We start from the raw sequence: 15874 nt of genomic DNA on the forward strand, positions 1-15874 counted from the left end.
CTGCGGTAACGTTTCAGCAACATCGAATTCGCAGAGTCGGGGCAAACCCCCGATCTGCAATAACTTGAATAGCAGCCGCCGCTCCGGCAGGCTTGCACGATTAACGACCCTCGTCCGGGAGAGACACACACAATGGCACTTATCAGCATGCGCCAGATGTTGGACCACGCCGCCGAATTCGGCTACGGCGTTCCAGCTTTCAACGTCAACAACCTTGAGCAGATGCGCGCCATTATGGAAGCCGCTGACAAGACTGACTCCCCGGTGATCGTTCAGGCTTCGGCTGGCGCACGTAAATACGCGGGTGCTCCGTTCCTGCGTCACCTGATCCTGGCGGCAATCGAAGAATTCCCGCATATCCCGGTGTGCATGCACCAAGACCACGGCACCAGCCCTGACGTGTGCCAGCGCTCGATCCAGCTGGGCTTCAGCTCGGTCATGATGGACGGTTCGCTGGGCGAAGACGGCAAAACCCCAACCGACTACGACTACAACGTTCGCGTCACTCAGCAAACCGTTGCCCTGGCGCACGCTTGCGGTGTGTCGGTAGAAGGCGAGCTGGGCTGCCTGGGTTCGCTTGAAACCGGTATGGCTGGCGAAGAAGACGGCATCGGCGCAGAAGGCGTTCTGGATCACAGCCAAATGCTGACTGACCCGGAAGAAGCGGCTGACTTCGTCAAGCGCACTCAAGTGGATGCCCTGGCCATTGCCATCGGTACTTCCCACGGCGCTTACAAGTTCACCAAGCCACCTACTGGCGACGTGCTGGCGATTGACCGCATCAAAGAAATCCACAAGCGCATCCCGAACACTCACCTGGTGATGCACGGTTCGTCTTCGGTGCCACAAGAGTGGCTGGCGATCATCAACGAATACGGCGGCGACATCAAAGAAACCTACGGTGTGCCGGTAGAAGAAATCGTTGAAGGCATCAAGCACGGCGTGCGCAAGGTCAACATCGACACCGACCTGCGTCTGGCATCCACTGGTGCGATGCGTCGCCTGATGGCTACCAACCCGAGCGAGTTTGACCCGCGTAAATTCTTCGGCGCCACCGTGACGGCCATGCGTGACGTGTGTATCGCACGTTACGAAGCGTTCGGCACCGCCGGTAACGCGTCGAAGATCAAACCGATCTCCCTGGAAGCCATGTACCAGCGCTACCTCAAAGGTGAGCTGAACGCCAAGGTCAACTAAGCCTCAAGCGTCATGAAAAGCCCGCAGCGATGCGGGCTTTTTTGTGGGGCTCCTACGGGGAGCGGTATGCCTGCTCCGGATCAACCCCATTGCTTTTGAGCAGTGCTTCTATCAGTGCGCGGGACATTTCGACCGAGTGCACCAGCGACCATACCAGCCCGCGTTCTATGCCACTGGCCAGTTCGGTGATTTCATCCGACACCTCTTCAGCGCTCTTGAGCATGATCCAGATGTGTAGCAGCGCCTCTGTTGCGCCCACATCCGCTAATACGGCAAACGGTGACTGAGGGCTGACGACCTGCGCTTGAGTGGGTTTAAGTGTGTCGAGGGCCACAGGCGGGTCTTGCTGGAGGCGACCAAGAATGCGCTGGGTGGCTTCATCGTGCTGATGATCATCGCGTTTGATGCGCTTTGCTTTGGGACCGTCGGGCGTCGTCTTTTTCATGTCTCTTCCACGGGGATCATCGGCGACTGATGAAGATAGCCCCGCCACTTTCCATGCAGCAAGCAGCGCTTACGGGTGTCACACCTTCTCGGAAGCGTCCGCCTATTGGCAGCGTAAAAGTCTGACATGGTAGCCATAAGAGCTGAATTCGCTACACTGACGCACTTTTACGCTGTGCGTTGGCGACTCATGACTGTTCTCAAATACCTTCAGGCTTATCCCCAGACTTTGCAGGACCAGGTGCGCCAACTGATTGAGCGCGACCAGTTGGGCAGTTACCTGAGTGAGCGTTATCCACAGCGCCATGCGGTGCAAAGCGATAAGGCGTTGTACGCCTACGCGCAGGAAATCAAACAGGAACACCTGCGCAATGCGCCGTCCTTTGACAAGGTACTGTTTGATAACCGGCTCGACCTGACCCACCGTGCGCTGGGGTTGCACACCACTATTTCGCGGGTGCAGGGTGGCAAGCTCAAGGCCAAGAAAGAGTTGCGCGTGGCCTCGCTGTTCAAAGACGCCGCGCCTGAGTTTCTGAAGATGATCGTGGTGCATGAGCTGGCGCATCTCAAAGAGTCCGACCACAACAAGGCGTTCTACAAGTTGTGCGAATACATGTTGCCGGGTTATCACCAGTTGGAGTTTGACCTGCGGGTGTATCTCACATGGCGTGACTTGTAATCGCTGTCGAGGTACGAGGCTGCGATGGGTTGTTGCGCAGCGAGTCTGCTTTTGAACAGCAAACGAAGGCCATGCGGCCCTTATCACAACCTGCGGCAGCGGCTACAGGCTGCGCACCACTTGAATGGAGCTCTGAATGGAAGTCAGTAAAACAAAAAGCAGTTTTTACCGGCGGCTGTACGTGGCCTGGTTGATCGACAGTCAGGTTGCCAGCAATGTGCCCGCGCTGACTGAGGTCACCGGCATGCCGCGCAGGACGGCCCAGGACACCATCGCCGCCTTGGCGGATTTGGACATTGTGTGTGAGTTTGAGCAGCAAGACGGCGGGCGTCATCACGCCGGGCGCTATCAAGTTCACAGTTGGGGGCCGATCGACAAAGCCTGGGTTGGCCAGCATCTGGCGCAGATCAAACAGGTGCTGGGCTACCCCTAAGTGGCTTTAGCCCCGGCGCATGGCGATGTGCGCAATGTCATCTTCAAGGTACGCTTCGCCCTCGGCGCTGAACCCGTGCTGCTCATAAAACGGCTGTAAATGCGCCTGTGCAGACATGAACACCGGCTGACCCGCCCAGTACTCTTCGATGTTTTTCAGGGCCACTTCAATCAGCGTGTGCCCAAGTTTTTGCCCGCGACCCGCTGGGGCAATGATCACGCGGCCAATCACCACGTCACCGCCTTGAGACTCCGGATCCAGCAGGCGCGCATACGCCACCAGCTTGTCGTCTTGCCAGCCCATGACGTGCAGCGTATCGCCTGACAGGTCTTGCCCATCGACGTCTTGATAGGCACATTTCTGCTCGACGACGAAGACCTCCGAGCGCAGCTCCAGAATGGCGTAGAGCTGTTCTTTGCCCAGATCGTTGTGGTGTTTGCAGAGCCAGTCAGTGGTCACGGTATTGTCCTTGTTATCGAAGCGATCACCCGATAGTAGGCGTGATACTCAGTCACGCCAAGATCCCCAACCTGCTACGGCGCTTTGACCAAATGCGCGGCCAGGGTGCGCAGTGGGCCCAGTTGGCGGCAAATCAGCGCCAATTGGGTTTGCACCAGCCGCTGGTTCTCGTCGATCTCATCCGGCATCTGTTCCAGTTCGTTGGCCAGCGCTTCTTCCTCGTCACTCTGTACGGCCACCGGCAGCTTGGCGGCCAGGCCTTGAGCGATCAGGTCGATGCTGTCTGCGATGCGCCGCCCTGCGCCTTCGATCAGATGTTCGCGCATTTCAAGCGGCAGCTGGGTGTCGCGGTGCGCACCCAGGCCCGACAAATAGCTGAGCAAGGTGTGTGACAGCACCAGAAATCGGAAGCCCATGTCGGCGTCCTTACGGAAGTGCCCTGGCTCCATCAGCATGTTGGCCAGTGTGGTCGACAGCGCCGCGTCGGCGTTGTGTGCGTTACGCCGCGCCAGCCGATAGGCCAGGTCGTCGCTTTTGCCCTGTGCATATTGCTGCATGATCTGGCGCAGGTATTGGCTGTTACAACTCAGGGTATTGGCCAGCACCTGATTGAGCCGCCGACCCTGCCAGTCCGGCAAGAACAAGAACACCGCCGCGGCTGCAATCACGCTGCCCACCAAGGTATCGAACAGCCGTGGCAGGAACAGCCCGTAGCCATCGCCCACCTGGTTGAAGCAGAACAGAATCATCAGCGTGATCGCCGCCGTGCTCAGCGTGTAGCGCGTGGTGCGGTTGATAAAGAACACCACCCCGGCAACCACTGCAAACAGCGATTGCACCAGTGGGTTAGGGAACAGATCAAACAGTGCCCAGCCCACGGCCAGACCGATGGCGGTACCGATGATCCGCTGGCTGAACTTGCGTCGCGTCGCGCCGTAACTCGGCTGGCACACGAACAACGTAGTGAGGATGATCCAGTAACCCTGGCTTGGGTGAATCCAGTGCACCATCCCGAAGCCGATGCTCAGTGCCAACGGCAAGCGCAGGGCGTGGCGGAAGATCAACGATGTTGGCGTCAGGTGCTGACGCAAGCGCGACCACACATCCTTGAGGTTACGTGGCGAGCGGTCCAGCAGACTGCTGTCGGTAGCGTCTGCCAGGGTGTCGGGGTTGCTGGCATCGCTCAACAACCGGTCCAGCGTTCCGAGGTTGGCCGCCAGTGCACGCAAAGAACGCAACAGCCCGCGCCAGGCCGGATTGCTCTGGATGCGCAAGTGTTCGAGGGAGGCGTGCAGGTCGCCCAGCGCCTCGGCAAAGCTGTCGTCATAGACAAACGGCTGGCGCAGCTTGATCGAGTCCGAGAGGCGCTGACAGGCCACGCCTTGCTGGCGCAGCAGGCGCTGGCAGCGGAACATGACGTCACTGTGGAAAAAGGCATCAGCCAGCGCGTTGTACGGGTAGTGCGATGAACTGGCGCGCTCGTGGATGTCTTGTGCCAAAAAGTACAGCTTGAGGTACCGGCTGAGCTTGGTGCCCGGACGCGAGTTGCCGACCCGGTGCAGAATGATTTCTTTGGCGGTGTTCAGCGCGGCCACCACGCGGCCGTTTTGTCGGGCCAGTTCCAGTCGACCCGCTTCTACATCGAGGTTGCGAACCGGTTCAAACAGCGACGATTTGAGCTTGAGGTACAGCCCAAGCTCCCAGAACAGTCGCGACAGGCTTTGCTGCACCGGCTGGTTGGAAAACAGTGCCTGCCATAGCACCGAGAGCAATCCGTACCAGGCTGCGCCTGCCACCAACAGCAAAGGCTCATGCCAGAAGTCGGTGACTTCGCCGCCGCGTTGATCCACCCCGATCATGGTGTACACGGCCAGAATCAGCGTCGCAGACGCAATTGCGCCATAGCGCTCGCCCAACGCCCCGAGCATGGTCAGGGCAAAACTGGCCAGTGCCAGCGCGCAGACCATCAGCCAAGGGTAGGGGAATAACAGTTCGACAGTAACGGCCGAGGCGGTGAAACACACCAAGGTCACCAGCAAGGCATTGAGACGGCCTTGCCAGCTGTCATCGGTTTCAGACAATGCGCTGGCGATAATCCCCAGAAATAGCGGGATCAACAGCTTCATCTCATCTTGGTACCAGCAAAAAGCCATGCTGCCGGTCAGGGCGATGAACACCCGAACGCTGTAACTGAACTTGTCCCGCGCCCACAGGCGGCGCAGCGAATGGCTGAAGCTTTTCGATGACATGACGTGGTGGTGCCTGGCTCGTGATTCGCTAAATTGAGCCAGATAAGACGCTAGTGCAATGGCACTGTTCACATCGAACAGAAAATATTTTTAGCCTCACTCCTGTAGTCGCCGCCCCAGGCTGCGATCCAGCGCGACGCGGTCGCGCATTTACAAAGCAAAGGCCCTTCGACTCTTATCAGCCTTCGGCAGCGGCTACACAACCAACAACGTCAAACGAACTGCGCCGCCGCATACCCCGAAGCCCACGCCCACTGGAAGTTGAACCCCCCCAGGTGGCCGCTTACGTCCAGCACCTCACCGACAAAATACAGTCCTGGGCTTTTCAGCGACTCCATCGTCTTGGACGACACCTCGCGGGTATCAACCCCGCCCAAGGTCACTTCGGCTGTGCGGTAGCCTTCGGTCCCGGCGGGCACGACTTTCCAGCTCGCCAGTTTGTCCGCCACCTCAGCCAGTTCAGTCGGGGTGTACTGCTTCATTGGCTTGGACACAAACCAGTGTTCAGCCAGCAAATTAGCCATCTTCTTGGTGAAGATTTCACCGAGCAGGGTTTTCAGTTCGCTGTTCCCACGCTCAGCCTGTTGGGCTTGCAGCCAGCTCAGCGCGTCCAGATCCGGCAGCAGGTTGATCTCAACCGTGTCACCACTGTTCCAGAACGAGGATATCTGCAAAATCGCCGGACCACTCAGGCCGCGGTGGGTGAACAGAATGTTCTCGCGAAAGCTTTGATCGTTGCAGCTCACCAGACAGTCCACCGAGGTGCCCGAAAGTTCGGTGCAGATCGCTTTGAGCTGATCGGTAATGGTGAACGGCACCAACCCGGCGCGGGTCGGCAGCAAGGTGTGGCCAAATTGTTTAGCCACTTGATAACCAAACCCGGTGGCGCCGAGGGTCGGAATCGACAGGCCACCGGTGGCGATCACCAACGACCGGCAGTTCAACTGATCCAGCGTGGTCTTGAGGCTGTAGCCGGTATCGGTTTTCTCGATCTGCTCGACCGAGGTATCCAGGTGCAGGCTGACGCCTGCCTGTTGGCACTCGCTGAGGAGCATTTCAAGGATGTCGCTGGACTTGTTATCGCAGAACAACTGGCCGAGCTTTTTCTCGTGGTAAGGCACGCCGTGCTTGCTCACCAGTTCGATGAAATCCCATTGGGTGTAACGGGCCAATGCCGACTTGCAGAAGTGCGGGTTCTGCGACAGGAAGTTGCTCGGTTCGGTGTACATATTGGTGAAGTTGCAACGGCCACCGCCCGACATCAGGATCTTCTTGCCCGCCTTGTTGGCGTGGTCGATCAGCATCACCTTGCGCCCACGCCCGGCAGCGGTCAGCGCGCACATCAAGCCTGCGGCGCCAGCGCCAATAATCACAACGTCGGTGGTACGCAAAGCGGTGTCCTCAAAAAATATGTCTGGGTAGAAACCACTGTGGGAGCTGGCTCGCCAGCGATGCAACACCTCGATACATCTGAATTACCGAGGTGCTGCTATCGCTGGCAAGCCAGCTCCCACAGGGAAGCGCTGTGCGGCGGGCTTACAACACCCGAACGCGCAGCGAACGGCCTTTGATTTTGCCGTCGCTCAAGCGCTGGGCAGCTTGTTTGGCAATAGTGCGGTCTACGGCCACATAAGCCTGGAAGTCAAAGATCGCGATTTTGCCGACCTGGGCGCCCGGGATACCCGCGTCGCCCGTCAGTGCGCCAAGAATGTCGCCAGGGCGAACCTTGTCTTTACGGCCTGCACCAATCACCAGTGTGCTCATGGCTGGCAGCAAAGGTGCGCCGCCCTGAGAGGTGAGCGAATCCAGCGATTCCCAGTTCAGCGGGGCTTTCTGCAATTGCTCGATGGCTTGGGCGCGGTGCGCTTCGGACGGCGCCACCAGACTGATCGCAATGCCTTTTTCCCCTGCGCGACCGGTACGGCCAACGCGGTGAATGTGGATTTCCGAGTCGCGGGCCAACTCAACGTTGATCACCATGTCCAGTGCGTCGATGTCCAGACCACGGGCCGCTACGTCAGTCGCCACCAGCACCGACGTCGAACGGTTGGCAAACATCGCCAGCACTTGATCGCGGTCGCGCTGTTCCAGATCGCCGTGCAGGCCGACCGCAGAAATGCCTTTGGAGGTCAGGTGATCAACGGTTTCCTGCACCTGCTGCTTGGTAAAGCAGAACGCTACGCACGATTGCGGACGGAAGTGCCCCAGCACTTTGGTCACGGCGCTCATGCGCTCTTCTGGCGAGATCTCGTAGAAACGCTGTTCGATCTGACTGTCGGTGTGCAGCGCTTCAGCTTTGACCTGTTGCGGGTTGCGCATGAACTTGGACGACAGCTGCTTGATGCCCACCGGGTAGGTGGCCGAAAACAGCAGGGTCTGGCGACGTTCAGGGGTCTGCTGAATGATGTCTTCGATGGCGTCGTAGAAACCCATGTCGAGCATGCGGTCTGCTTCGTCGAGCACCAGCGTGTTCAGACCGTCGAGGACCAGCGAGCCTTTGCGCAAGTGCTGCTGGATTCGGCCCGGCGTGCCAACGATGATGTGCGCGCCGTGCTCCAGCGAGCCGATTTGCGGGCCGAACGACACGCCGCCACACAGGGTCAGCACTTTGATGTTGTCTTCGGCGCGGGCCAGACGGCGGATTTCCTTGGCCACCTGGTCAGCCAGTTCACGCGTTGGGCAGATCACCAGCGCCTGGCAACCGAAGAAGCGCGGGTTGATCGGGTTCAGCAGGCCGATGCCGAATGCAGCGGTTTTGCCACTGCCGGTCTTGGCCTGAGCGATCAGGTCCATGCCTTTGAGAATCACCGGCAAGCTCTGCGCCTGAATCGGCGTCATCTGGGCATAACCGAGGGAGTCGAGGTTAGCCAACATGGCGGCGGACAAAGGCAGAGTGTTAAAAGCGGTGGCAATGGTGGTCACGGGACTGGCCTGCAAAACAAAATGTCGCGCAGTGTAACAGCCCTGCGCCCAATGCCAGAACATTCTGGACGAGAAGTCGCCCAGGATTCTGTAATTACATGGACTCGCCCAAGCGGAGGCGGCTGTGCGCCACGGGGGCATTCTATTTCAAAGCATCGCTGCTGGCGTCAATGGCACGCCCCGCCACTCAAACGCAACCGGCGCCAATACTTGGTCGATTTGCGCATCAGTCCACATCTGGGCAAGGGTTTTACCTACGCCCGGATGCACCTTGTCTGGCGCCATCAATGACAACGGCCACAGCACAAAAGCATTCTTGAGAATTTCTGCACGCGGCAGGGTCAATCCCTCAAAGTTGCCAACCAGATCGCCGTAAAACAACACGTCGATGTCCAGCGGCAAGCCTTTGCGATCGTGCGCGTAACGCCCGTTATCCGCCTCGATCAGCTTTAAACGCCGGCTTAAATCAACCAATGACAAATCGGTTTTTGCCGACACCACCAAATTGAAAAAAGGCCCGCTTTTAATGCCCACCGGCTGGCTTTCAAACACCGCAGAGCACTTCATGCCCAGCAGAAAATCAGCCAGCGCATCCAATCCGGCGCACAAGTGCTGTTCACGCTCAACATTACTGCCAAGCCCGAGATAAACCTCTGTTAGCGGCATCCGCGCTCAATCTCCACGCCCACGCCTGTGGCCGCCGCAACGGCGCCGGGCTTGGTCAGCTTGAGGTGCAACCAGGGAATATTGAATTCACTCATCAACACTTGCGCCAAACGCTCAGCAAACGTTTCGACCAGCTGGAATTGAGCTTCCTCGGCAAACGCCTGAATGCGGGATGACACGCTCGCGTAGTCCAGAGCCAGCGTGAGATCGTCTCCGGCAGCAGCCGGGCGATTGTCCCACGCAAAACTCAGATCAAGCCGCAGACATTGACGGATGCCGCGCTCCCAGTCATAAGCACCAATAACAGTGTCGACTTCCAGGCCTTCGATAAACACTCTGTCCAAGCACTCTTCTCCGCAGCACGACAAGGGCGCAATGCGCCGTTAGAATCAGGGCGTCCTTGCCCGGAATAGTTAGCATGTTTTGGTTACTGGCGATCCTCGCCTACCTGCTTGGTTCTATGTCCTTCGCCATTTTGCTCAGCCGCCTGACGGGAAATCCCGACCCGCGAATGAGTGGCTCAGGCAATGCCGGCGCAACCAACATGTTGCGCCTGGCCGGTAAAAAGCTCGCCATCCTGACCTTGCTCGGCGATCTGTGCAAAGGGCTTTTACCGGTATTACTGGCCTATCAACTTGGCTGCACGCTCCATGAACAAGCCTGGATTGGCGCCTGCGCCGTTGTCGGGCACATGTATCCGCTGTACTTTCGCTTTCGCGGCGGCAAGGGCGTGGCCACTGCCGCCGGCATGCTGCTGGGACTTTACCCGCCCGCCGCGCTGCTGGCCGTTGTCGCCTGGCTGCTGACCTTTCAGGTCAGCCGCACCAGCTCACTCGCCGCACTGATTGCCACCCCCCTCACCCTGCCATTGCTGGCCTGGCAAGAACCCGCAGCCCTGCTGCCCATGAGCGCCTTGACGATGCTTATCGTCTGGCGGCACCGCAGCAATTTACGCGACCTAATGGCGGGGCGCGAACGGCATTTCTGAATTGGGCGAATGAAAATGGCTCACGCGTAGCCCACCCAACACTTACAGCGGCTTCAACTGCTCCATCGGCCAACGCGCCTGCACGCTGATTGCCAGGCTTTCATGCTGACCCGCCAGCAAACGCTGGCAACCGGCAAACGCAATCATCGCGCCATTGTCGGTGCAGAATTCTGGCCGCGCGTAGTACACCTGCCCCTTCATATCGCCGAGCATGTTCTCAAGAGACGCACGCAGCGCCTTGTTGGCACTTACCCCGCCCGCAATCACCAGGCGTTTCATGCCGGTTTGCTTGAGCGCCCGCTTGCACTTGATGGTCAGCGTCTCAACCACCGCCTGCTGAAACGCCAATGAGATGTCGCAACGCGCTTGCTCGGTATCGTCCCCCGCCGCCACACAGCGCTGCCAGGTGTTTAGAGCAGAGGTCTTAAGACCGCTAAAGCTGAATTCCAGCCCAGGGCGATCAGTCATTGGCCGCGGGAACACAAAGCGCCCCGCAACGCCTTGTGCCGCCAATCGCGCGATCTCAGGACCGCCCGGGTAATTGAGCCCCATCATCTTCGCGGTTTTGTCGAAGGCTTCGCCGGCTGCATCATCGAGCGACTCGCCCAACAACTCGTACACACCGATGCCATCCACGCGAACCAACTGTGTATGACCACCCGACACCAACAAAGCGACGAACGGGAACTCTGGCGGTTGCTCTTCCAGCATCGGCGCCAACAAATGGCCTTCCATATGGTGCACCCCAAGGGCTGGAATGCCCCAGGCAAATGCCAAGGCCTGAGCGCAAGAGGCCCCAACCAAAAGGGCTCCAACCAATCCCGGACCCGCTGTATAGGCAATCGCGTCAATTTCTGTGGGCACGCAGTCGGCCTCAGCCAACACCTGACGAATCAAGGGCAACATGCGCTTGACGTGATCCCTGGAAGCCAGCTCCGGAACCACTCCGCCATAGGCGCGATGCAGGTCGATCTGACTGAACAGCGCATCGGCCAAGAGCCCGCGTTCACTGTCGTATAGCGCGACGCCGGTTTCGTCGCAGGAGGTTTCTAATCCCAGTACTAGCATGGGTTTACGCCTTGTAGAGGCTAAATTCGAAGGCGCGCATAATAGTCGCCACTCCCGCCCCCGGCCAGCGGTTTTCGATCAGAGGCTTTGCATTCCGGGCGATGAGGGGTTAACATCCGCAACCCTTAAAAACCGACGTCCTCCAACGCGATTTTGCCTTGAGACGTTGACCCCGGTAATGAATGAAGGTAGCTCTGGATGCCAGCCGTCAAAGTAAAAGAGAACGAACCCTTCGACGTAGCTCTGCGTCGTTTCAAGCGCTCCTGCGAAAAAGCCGGTGTACTGGCTGAAGTTCGCAGCCGCGAATTTTACGAGAAGCCGACTTCTGAGCGTAAGCGCAAAGCAGCAGCAGCTGTTAAGCGTCACGCGAAGAAAGTTCAGCGCGAGCAGCGCCGCGCCGTTCGTCTGTACTAATACACAGACGTTCGTTGCAAGCTTCTGCCAAGCCCGGCCTAAAGCCGGGCCGTAGGCAGTTGCAGCAAGTTACACGCTCTACCGTCAAGGCCGCAGATGCGACCGCGACAAGCGCAACACCACGTCAGACCTGGCTTTCAGCCAGCGGTGCACGTCTTTACTGACGAGCCTAACAAGGCTACCGACGAGCACACTCCTCTGATTCTCCTAAAGACGATCAGCCCAAGGTACTTCTCCTGTACCTGCTTATGAGCTATCCGAGACCCACCTCAGGTCAATCCGGACTCAGAGCGCGACACCTATCGAACACATTCGCACTGATTAAAACGTTAGTCAGAAGAGATTCGACAGATACACTTCCCCAAAAATGATTGAGCAGACGTCACACGATCGCGCAGCGCACTCCCGTGCACGCCATCATGACCAAGCCCCTCAACTGGGATAATTTCTGCACCGTGATGACGAGAACGCCATGGCCGGGTTAATCCCCCAGAGCTTTATTGACGACCTTCTGAACCGCACCGATATCGTCGATGTCGTCAGTTCGCGCGTGCAAATGAAGAAAGCAGGCAAGAACTACACGGCCTGCTGCCCGTTCCACAAAGAAAAAACGCCGTCTTTTAGTGTCAGCCCCGACAAACAGTTTTATTACTGCTTTGGCTGCGGCGCTGGCGGTAACGCCCTCGGCTTCATCATGGATCACGACAACCTGGATTTCCCTCAGGCCGTCGAAGAGCTGGCCAAAGCCGCCGGCATGGAAATCCCACGAGAAGAAAGCGGCCGCCAACACAAACCCCGACAGCCCACCGACTCACCGCTCTACCCGCTTCTGACAGCTGCAGCCGACTTTTACCGGCAAGCACTTAAAAGCCATCCTGCGCGAAAAGCCGCCGTCGAATACCTCAAAGGTCGCGGCCTGACCGGTGAAATCGCCCGCGACTTTGGTTTGGGCTTCGCCCCGCCGGGCTGGGACAACCTGTACAAGCACTTGAGCAGCGACACCCTGCAGCAAAAGGCCATGATTGATGCCGGACTGCTGGTCGAAAACGCCGAGACCGGAAAACGTTACGACCGCTTCCGTGACCGCGTTATGTTCCCGATACGCGACAGCCGTGGCCGCATCATTGCTTTCGGCGGCCGAGTGCTGGGCGACGACAAACCCAAGTACCTGAACTCCCCGGAAACTCCGGTGTTTCACAAAGGCCAGGAACTGTACGGGCTGTTCGAGGCACGCAAGTTCAACCGCAGCCTCGATGAAATCATCGTGGTGGAAGGTTATATGGACGTGATTGCGCTGGCCCAACAAGGCCTGCGCAACGCTGTCGCCACCCTTGGCACCGCCACTAGCGAAGAACACATGAAACGTTTGTTTCGCGTGGTGCCCAGCGTTTTATTCTGTTTTGACGGTGACCAGGCTGGCCGCAATGCTGCCTGGCGCGCCCTTGAGGCGACACTGCCCTGCCTGCAGGACGGACGTCGCGCACGCTTCCTGTTTTTGCCCGAAGGCGAAGACCCGGACACACTGGTGCGATCCGAAGGCACAGACGCTTTCAAGGCCCGCATCAACCAGCACGCGCAGCCGCTGGCCGATTACTTCTTCCAGCAACTGACCGAAGAAGCAGACCCACGCTCACTGGAAGGCAAGGCCCACATGGCCACGCTGGCAGCCCCGCTAATCGACAAAGTCCCGGGCGCCAATCTGCGCATTCTGATGCGCCAACGATTGACCGAAATTACCGGCCTGAGCAGTGAAACCGTCAGCCAGCTGGCGCAAAGTGCGCCCGCCAAGCCCCAGGCACAACCGACTTACGACCCCGGCTTTGATTACGATGCCATGCCGGACTATAGCGATTTCCAGCAACCGGACCTGTACATCCCCCAGCAGGAATGGACACCGAAAAAGCCTGGCGCTGGCGGCAAGAAGTGGGAAAACAAGCCCTGGGACAAAAAAGGCAAACGGGGCGGCGAGCGTGAACAAGCCTGGATTCCGGTCGGCGTTGAGCCGCCCACGCTGACAGCCCTACGCACACTGCTGCATCACCCGCAGCTGGCAAAAAAAGTAGAAGACGCCGGGCACTTTGCCGCAGAAGATCAGACAAACAATCAGCTGTTGATTGCTTTGGTCGAGGCCGTACAGAAAAATCCTAAGCTAAGCTCTATACAGCTGTTGTCACGCTGGCATGGCACCGAACAGGGCCGCCTGTTGCAAAGACTGCTGGAAAAGGAATGGCTAATTGATGCTGATAACCTTGAACAACAATTTTTTGACACCATAACTAGCCTGTCAGCGCGTCAACGCGAACGAAATCTAGAGCAACTTCTTCGAAAAGCACGTCAAGGCGAGCTTAGTACCGAGGAGAAAAATGAGTTACGCGACCTATTGAGTCGCAATAATCCAGCATCAAACCCGACCTCAACTGGCGCGTGAGGTCATAGCTAAGGTATAATCCTCGGCTTGTTTTTTGCCCGCCAAGACCTTCAGTGGATAGGGTGTTATGTCCGGAAAAGCGCAACAACAGTCTCGTATCAAAGAGTTGATCACCCTCGGCCGTGAGCAGAAATATCTGACTTACGCAGAGGTCAACGACCACCTGCCCGAAGATATTTCAGATCCGGAGCAAGTGGAAGACATCATCCGCATGATTAATGACATGGGGATCCCCGTACACGAGAGTGCTCCGGATGCGGACGCCCTTATGTTGGCCGATGCTGACACCGACGAAGCCGCTGCTGAAGAAGCAGCCGCAGCGTTGGCGGCAGTAGAAACCGATATTGGTCGTACTACTGACCCTGTGCGCATGTATATGCGTGAAATGGGCACCGTAGAACTGCTGACACGTGAAGGCGAAATCGAAATCGCCAAACGTATCGAAGAGGGCATCCGCGAAGTGATGGGCGCAATTGCGCACTTCCCTGGCACGGTTGACCATATTCTCTCCGAGTACACTCGCGTCACCACCGAAGGTGGTCGCCTGTCCGACGTTCTGAGCGGTTATATCGACCCGGACGACGGCATTGCGCCACCTGCTGCCGAAGTGCCGCCGCCTATCGACCCGAAAGCTGTAAAAGCTGACGACGACAGCGACGATGACGAAGCCGAAACCGCTACTGAAGACGAGGAAGAAGTCGAAAGTGGCCCGGATCCGATCATCGCAGCGCAGCGTTTCGGTGCGGTCTCCGATCAGATGGAAGCCGCTCGCAAGGCACTGAAAAAGCACGGTCGTGACAGCAAGCAAGCAATTGCCGAGCTGGTCGCACTGGCCGAACTGTTCATGCCGATCAAACTGGTCCCGAAGCAATTCGAAGGCCTGGTTGAGCGTGTTCGCAGCGCCCTGGAGCGTCTGCGTGCACAAGAGCGCGCCATCATGCAGCTGTGTGTACGTGATGCACGCATGCCGCGTACCGACTTCCTGCGCCTGTTCCCGGGCAACGAAGTCGACGAAAGCTGGAGCGACGCGCTGGCCAAAGGCAAAAGCAAATACGCTGAAGCCATTGGTCGCCTGCAACCGGACATCATCCGTTGCCAGCAAAAGCTGTCTGCCCTGGAAGCAGAAACCGGCTTGAAGATTGCCGAGATCAAGGACATCAACCGTCGCATGTCGATCGGCGAGGCCAAGGCCCGCCGCGCGAAGAAAGAAATGGTTGAAGCCAACTTGCGTCTGGTGATCTCCATCGCCAAGAAGTACACCAACCGTGGCTTGCAGTTCCTCGACCTGATCCAGGAAGGCAACATCGGCTTGATGAAAGCGGTAGACAAGTTTGAATACCGCCGCGGCTACAAATTCTCGACTTATGCCACCTGGTGGATCCGTCAGGCGATCACTCGCTCGATCGCCGACCAGGCCCGCACCATCCGTATTCCGGTGCACATGATCGAGACGATCAACAAGCTCAACCGTATTTCCCGCCAGATGTTGCAGGAAATGGGCCGTGAACCGACCCCGGAAGAGCTGGGCGAACGCATGGAAATGCCTGAGGACAAAATCCGCAAGGTATTGAAGATCGCTAAAGAGCCGATCTCCATGGAAACCCCGATCGGTGATGACGAAGACTCCCATTTGGGTGACTTCATCGAAGACTCGACTATGCAGTCGCCAATCGATGTAGCCACTGTTGAGAGCCTTAAAGAAGCAACACGCGACGTACTGGGCGGCCTCACTGCACGTGAAGCCAAAGTACTGCGCATGCGCTTCGGTATCGATATGAATACCGACCACACCCTTGAGGAGGTTGGTAAGCAGTTCGACGTTACCCGTGAACGGATTCGTCAGATCGAAGCCAAAGCGTTGCGCAAGCTGCGCCACCCGACGAGAAGCGAGCATTTGCGCTCCTTCCTCGACGAGTGATCCCAAAAC

The 15874-nt window shown here is 58.0% G+C and carries 15 protein-coding genes; 7 read left to right on the forward strand and 8 right to left on the reverse strand.

Features of this window, described 5'->3' with window-relative positions; genetic code table 11:
• Positions 1–132 precede the first annotated feature (132 nt).
• Positions 133–1197 carry a class II fructose-bisphosphate aldolase gene (fba, locus tag ACIQYF_RS02445; RefSeq protein WP_016782491.1) on the forward strand — a complete coding sequence of 355 codons (1065 nt, stop codon included), beginning with the start codon at positions 133–135 and terminating at the stop codon, positions 1195–1197.
• Positions 1198–1249: 52 nt separating this feature from the next.
• Here the strand turns inward: fba and ACIQYF_RS02450 are convergent, their stop codons facing one another.
• Positions 1250–1642 carry a hypothetical protein gene (locus ACIQYF_RS02450; protein ID WP_402856373.1) on the reverse strand — a complete coding sequence of 131 codons (393 nt, stop codon included), beginning with the start codon at positions 1640–1642 and terminating at the stop codon, positions 1250–1252.
• Between the two features lie 189 nt (positions 1643–1831).
• Here ACIQYF_RS02450 and ACIQYF_RS02455 point away from each other — a divergent pair, with 189 nt between their 5' ends.
• Both ACIQYF_RS02455 and ACIQYF_RS02460 read left to right on the forward strand, forming a co-directional pair.
• Positions 1832–2320, forward strand: a complete 489-nt coding sequence (locus tag ACIQYF_RS02455; protein WP_402856376.1) for a M48 family metallopeptidase — start codon at positions 1832–1834, stop codon at positions 2318–2320.
• Between the two features lie 136 nt (positions 2321–2456).
• Positions 2457–2753 (forward strand): helix-turn-helix domain-containing protein, encoded by a 297-nt coding sequence (locus tag ACIQYF_RS02460; RefSeq protein WP_402856379.1) that lies wholly within the window; start codon positions 2457–2459, stop codon positions 2751–2753.
• Positions 2754–2759: 6 nt separating this feature from the next.
• Here the strand turns inward: ACIQYF_RS02460 and ACIQYF_RS02465 are convergent, their stop codons facing one another.
• The 6 genes from ACIQYF_RS02465 to folB all read right to left on the reverse strand — a co-directional run bounded on the left by ACIQYF_RS02465 (position 2760) and on the right by folB (position 9393).
• Positions 2760–3212, reverse strand: coding sequence for a GNAT family N-acetyltransferase (locus ACIQYF_RS02465; RefSeq protein WP_402856382.1), 453 nt, complete (start codon positions 3210–3212; stop codon positions 2760–2762).
• 74 nt (positions 3213–3286) lie between these two features.
• A complete protein-coding gene (gene yccS, locus ACIQYF_RS02470; protein ID WP_402856385.1) occupies positions 3287–5461 on the reverse strand; it encodes a YccS family putative transporter in 2175 nt (724 codons plus the stop codon).
• 212 nt (positions 5462–5673) lie between these two features.
• Entirely contained in the window at positions 5674–6852 is a 1179-nt protein-coding gene (locus tag ACIQYF_RS02475) for an NAD(P)/FAD-dependent oxidoreductase (protein WP_402856388.1), read from the reverse strand.
• 145 nt (positions 6853–6997) lie between these two features.
• Entirely contained in the window at positions 6998–8335 is a 1338-nt protein-coding gene (dbpA, locus tag ACIQYF_RS02480; RefSeq protein WP_402857173.1) for an ATP-dependent RNA helicase DbpA, read from the reverse strand.
• 195 nt (positions 8336–8530) lie between these two features.
• On the reverse strand, positions 8531–9049 hold the full coding sequence (folK, locus tag ACIQYF_RS02485) for a 2-amino-4-hydroxy-6-hydroxymethyldihydropteridine diphosphokinase (protein WP_402856391.1): 519 nt from the start codon (positions 9047–9049) through the stop codon (positions 8531–8533).
• On the reverse strand, positions 9040–9393 hold the full coding sequence (folB, locus tag ACIQYF_RS02490; RefSeq protein WP_402856393.1) for a dihydroneopterin aldolase: 354 nt from the start codon (positions 9391–9393) through the stop codon (positions 9040–9042). The genes folK and folB overlap by 10 nt, the downstream gene beginning before the upstream one ends.
• 74 nt (positions 9394–9467) lie before the next feature.
• Here folB and plsY point away from each other — a divergent pair, with 74 nt between their 5' ends.
• Positions 9468–10037 carry a glycerol-3-phosphate 1-O-acyltransferase PlsY gene (gene plsY / locus ACIQYF_RS02495; RefSeq protein ID WP_402856396.1) on the forward strand — a complete coding sequence of 190 codons (570 nt, stop codon included), beginning with the start codon at positions 9468–9470 and terminating at the stop codon, positions 10035–10037.
• 42 nt (positions 10038–10079) lie between these two features.
• Here the strand turns inward: plsY and tsaD are convergent, their stop codons facing one another.
• Positions 10080–11105 carry a tRNA (adenosine(37)-N6)-threonylcarbamoyltransferase complex transferase subunit TsaD gene (tsaD, locus tag ACIQYF_RS02500; RefSeq protein WP_402856399.1) on the reverse strand — a complete coding sequence of 342 codons (1026 nt, stop codon included), beginning with the start codon at positions 11103–11105 and terminating at the stop codon, positions 10080–10082.
• A gap of 198 nt (positions 11106–11303) precedes the next feature.
• On the opposite strand from tsaD, the gene rpsU reads away from it, so the two are divergent.
• From rpsU to rpoD, 3 genes are all read left to right on the forward strand, one after another.
• Positions 11304–11519, forward strand: a complete 216-nt coding sequence (gene rpsU, locus ACIQYF_RS02505; protein ID WP_002551877.1) for a 30S ribosomal protein S21 — start codon at positions 11304–11306, stop codon at positions 11517–11519.
• 472 nt (positions 11520–11991) lie between these two features.
• Positions 11992–13947, forward strand: a complete 1956-nt coding sequence (dnaG, locus tag ACIQYF_RS02510; RefSeq protein WP_402856405.1) for a DNA primase — start codon at positions 11992–11994, stop codon at positions 13945–13947.
• Between the two features lie 67 nt (positions 13948–14014).
• A complete protein-coding gene (gene rpoD, locus ACIQYF_RS02515) occupies positions 14015–15865 on the forward strand; it encodes an RNA polymerase sigma factor RpoD (RefSeq protein ID WP_402856408.1) in 1851 nt (616 codons plus the stop codon).
• The last annotated feature ends 9 nt before the right edge of the window (positions 15866–15874 follow it).

Source organism: Pseudomonas sp. NPDC096917 (assembly GCF_044762555.1).
GTDB lineage: Bacteria > Pseudomonadota > Gammaproteobacteria > Pseudomonadales > Pseudomonadaceae > Aquipseudomonas.

What these genes read in the sequence shown, in the direction of transcription:
- plsY (WP_402856396.1), top strand. Translation starts at nt 9,468, where the DNA reads ATGTTTTGGTTACTGGCGATCCTCGCCTACCTGCTTGGTTCTATGTCC.
- folK (WP_402856391.1), bottom strand. Translation starts at nt 9,049, where the DNA reads ATGCCGCTAACAGAGGTTTATCTCGGGCTTGGCAGTAATGTTGAGCGT.
- ACIQYF_RS02450 (WP_402856373.1), bottom strand. Translation starts at nt 1,642, where the DNA reads ATGAAAAAGACGACGCCCGACGGTCCCAAAGCAAAGCGCATCAAACGC.
- dbpA (WP_402857173.1), bottom strand. Translation starts at nt 8,335, where the DNA reads ATGTTGGCTAACCTCGACTCCCTCGGTTATGCCCAGATGACGCCGATT.
- ACIQYF_RS02455 (WP_402856376.1), top strand. Translation starts at nt 1,832, where the DNA reads ATGACTGTTCTCAAATACCTTCAGGCTTATCCCCAGACTTTGCAGGAC.
- dnaG (WP_402856405.1), top strand. Translation starts at nt 11,992, where the DNA reads ATGGCCGGGTTAATCCCCCAGAGCTTTATTGACGACCTTCTGAACCGC.
- fba (WP_016782491.1), top strand. Translation starts at nt 133, where the DNA reads ATGGCACTTATCAGCATGCGCCAGATGTTGGACCACGCCGCCGAATTC.
- rpsU (WP_002551877.1), top strand. Translation starts at nt 11,304, where the DNA reads ATGCCAGCCGTCAAAGTAAAAGAGAACGAACCCTTCGACGTAGCTCTG.
- rpoD (WP_402856408.1), top strand. Translation starts at nt 14,015, where the DNA reads ATGTCCGGAAAAGCGCAACAACAGTCTCGTATCAAAGAGTTGATCACC.
- tsaD (WP_402856399.1), bottom strand. Translation starts at nt 11,105, where the DNA reads ATGCTAGTACTGGGATTAGAAACCTCCTGCGACGAAACCGGCGTCGCG.
- ACIQYF_RS02460 (WP_402856379.1), top strand. Translation starts at nt 2,457, where the DNA reads ATGGAAGTCAGTAAAACAAAAAGCAGTTTTTACCGGCGGCTGTACGTG.
- yccS (WP_402856385.1), bottom strand. Translation starts at nt 5,461, where the DNA reads ATGTCATCGAAAAGCTTCAGCCATTCGCTGCGCCGCCTGTGGGCGCGG.